The organism is Cohnella sp. GbtcB17, from assembly GCF_019091135.1.
Lineage (GTDB): Bacteria > Bacillota > Bacilli > Paenibacillales > Paenibacillaceae > Cohnella.
Genome location: NZ_JAGXJW010000130.1, coordinates 1 through 2654, shown reverse-complemented (window position 1 = coordinate 2654; position 2654 = coordinate 1). Strand labels below are relative to the sequence as shown.

General features: G+C 57.6%; 3 protein-coding genes. All 3 read left to right on the top strand.

Annotated features, from left to right (window positions below; all coding sequences use genetic code 11):
* The coding region (locus tag KVT38_RS33200) for a S16 family serine protease (RefSeq protein WP_306795379.1) at positions 1-1068 on the top strand (1068 nt) is incomplete at its 5' end.
* 19 nt (positions 1069-1087) lie between these two features.
* Complete coding sequence (gene yihA / locus KVT38_RS33195) at positions 1088-1732, top strand: ribosome biogenesis GTP-binding protein YihA/YsxC (RefSeq protein ID WP_217598018.1); 645 nt, start codon at positions 1088-1090, stop codon at positions 1730-1732.
* A 153-nt stretch (positions 1733-1885) separates the two neighbouring features.
* Positions 1886-2476 (top strand): non-ribosomal peptide synthetase module, encoded by a 591-nt coding sequence (locus KVT38_RS33190; protein WP_217598017.1) that lies wholly within the window; start codon positions 1886-1888, stop codon positions 2474-2476.
* The last annotated feature ends 178 nt before the right edge of the window (positions 2477-2654 follow it).

The following is a 2654-nucleotide window of genomic DNA, read 5'->3' as shown; positions in this document are numbered from 1 at the left end:
AGCGACCACTATATCGAGACGCCGTTCGACCTGTCCAACGTCATGTTCGTGACGACGGCCAACGTCGCCCATCAGATCCCGCGCCCGCTGCTGGACCGGATGGAGGTTCTCTATATCCCGGGCTATACCGAGCTCGAGAAGCTCGAGATCGCCAAGCATCACCTGCTGCCGAAGCAGAAGCGCGACCACGGCCTCGAGGAGGAGCAGCTTGTCATCGACGAGGAAGTGCTGATGCAGCTCGTGCGCGGCTACACGCGCGAATCGGGCGTGCGCAACCTGGAGCAGCAGCTTGCGGCAATCTGCCGCAAGGCGGCGAAGATCATCGTCGGCGATGCAGAGGTCAAGTCCGTCGTGGTAGACGCCGCGAAGCTCAAGGAGTTTCTCGGCCCGTCCAAATTCCGGTACGGCATGGCGGAGCTGGAGGATCAGATCGGCGCCGTCACGGGTCTCGCCTGGACGGAAGTGGGCGGAGACACGCTCGTCATCGAGGTGACGGTGATGCCGGGCTCGGGCAAGCTGACGCTGACCGGCAAGCTTGGCGACGTCATGAAGGAATCCGCGCAAGCTGCATTCAGCTACACGCGCAGCCGGTCGATCGCCCTCGGCATCGATCCGCAGTTCCACGAGAAAAACGATATTCACATTCATATTCCCGAAGGCGCCATTCCGAAGGACGGACCTTCCGCAGGCATCACCATCGCTACGGCGCTGATCTCGGCGCTTACGAACCGGCCGGTCAACCGCGAGGTTGCCATGACGGGCGAGATCACGCTCCGCGGACGCGTGCTGCCGATCGGCGGACTGAAGGAAAAGTCGCTCGCCGCCCACCGGGCCGGCATCAAGACGGTGCTGCTGCCCAAGGACAACGAGCGCGACCTGCGCGACATTCCGGACAGCGTGCGCAGCGAGATGACGTTTATTCCGGTGGCGCATATGGACGAAGTGCTCGAGCACGCGATGGCGACCAAGCTGAGCGACCTGCCCAGCGGGGATGAGCCGATCACGGCCGAAGTAGCGATGCCGCCCGAGGGCGACAGGGAAGAGCTTCCCCCGATGGGGACGCATTGACGGGAGTGTACCGCTTTTTATGAAGATCAAGTCCAGCGAATTTATTATCAGCGCAGTAGGACCCAAGCAATATCCCGTTGACGGCTTGCCGGAGATCGCTCTGGCAGGCCGTTCCAACGTCGGCAAGTCTTCGCTGATCAACCGCATGCTGCTGCGGCGCAATCTGGCCCGCACCAGCTCGCAGCCCGGCAAGACGCAGCAATTGAACTACTACAAGATTAACGATGAAATGTATTTTGTGGACGTGCCAGGCTACGGCTACGCAAAAGTGTCCAAGTCCGAACGCGAGGCTTGGGGCCGGATGATCGAAAACTATTTGCGGCAGCGCGAGGAGCTCAGACTCGTGATCCAGCTGATAGATCTGCGGCATCCGCCGACCGCGCTCGACATTTCCATGTACGAGTGGCTGTCCCATTACGGCATTCCGCTTTGCGTCGTCGGCACCAAAGCCGACAAGCTCTCACGCAATCAGGTCGCGAAGCATGGCCGGATTATGCGGGAGACGCTGGGCATGCCGAAGGGCGCGCCGCTCGTTTTGTTTTCATCGGAGACCGGAGAGGGTAGAGATGAGTTATGGCGCATTATCGCCCACGCCGCTGATATTCCCGTTGCTTCCCCTTCTGAATCGCAGCATGAACGGCAGGAAACCGAGGATAACGGTTAAATGTGCGGTTCAATGCCGGGAGGAATCGATTTTTACGGCTTTTTTCGGCTAAATCGGGTTTTGTTGAGAAGATAAGATCGTGCCGAGTGTCGTATAATTAAAAAGGCAAGGAATCATCACCTTCGTGAACAAAATGGAATTGAGGAGATTTTTATGGCTAAGCGGGTAGCCACAGAGTATGTAAACGCCAGTCTGACATTGACAGAAGCCGAGATGCGAAGCTTAACCTCCCTGTGCGGAACGCAGCAGCTGCGCCAGCAGATTTTCGTGCTGGATAACGGCAACCAAGAAATGGTTCTGGAAGACGAAGCTGGCGGCGAGTCGATCCGCTTGACGTTCGAGCGTCGCGGCGGCCGTTACCGTTGTTCCTTATCCTGCAGAGTCGTCCAGCCCGGTCTTACCGACGCGCTGCGCAAGATGGTGTCCTCGTTCAAGGGGGATGCCGTCGTCAACCGTATTTATCCCGGCTTTACGATGGTTTATCATTACTTAGGCGGCAAGGTCGTACGCATCGTCGAATGCAAGGGCGACGCCATCCGCACCGTTTTCGAGCACGAGAGCGCATTGTCGGCGATAGAGTCCCGTTACAAGCTCTGCGCGGTCGAGGAAGAGATCGCGATCGTTCGAGGCGCCGTCAACGAATTGCTCGATCTGCGCAATACGCTTACGGACGCCGTCCGCATCGCGGAGATCGACGAGCGGCTCAGGCATCACAGTCGATTGCTGTTCGCACTTGAAGCATAATTTTCCAATACGGATCGCTTGACGAACCTGCCCTCCCTGAGGCGGGTTTTTTATTGCCGCTGCATGCGCGCGCCGTTAATGATGCGGGATATTTTGCTTAAAAAAAGAGTTGCAATTCATCTCGATAGATGTTATTTTTAGTTTCGTTGACAAAACAATAGGAACCAGGATTCACTCA

What these genes read in the sequence shown, in the direction of transcription:
- KVT38_RS33190 (WP_217598017.1), top strand. Translation starts at nt 1,886, where the DNA reads ATGGCTAAGCGGGTAGCCACAGAGTATGTAAACGCCAGTCTGACATTG.
- yihA (WP_217598018.1), top strand. Translation starts at nt 1,088, where the DNA reads ATGAAGATCAAGTCCAGCGAATTTATTATCAGCGCAGTAGGACCCAAG.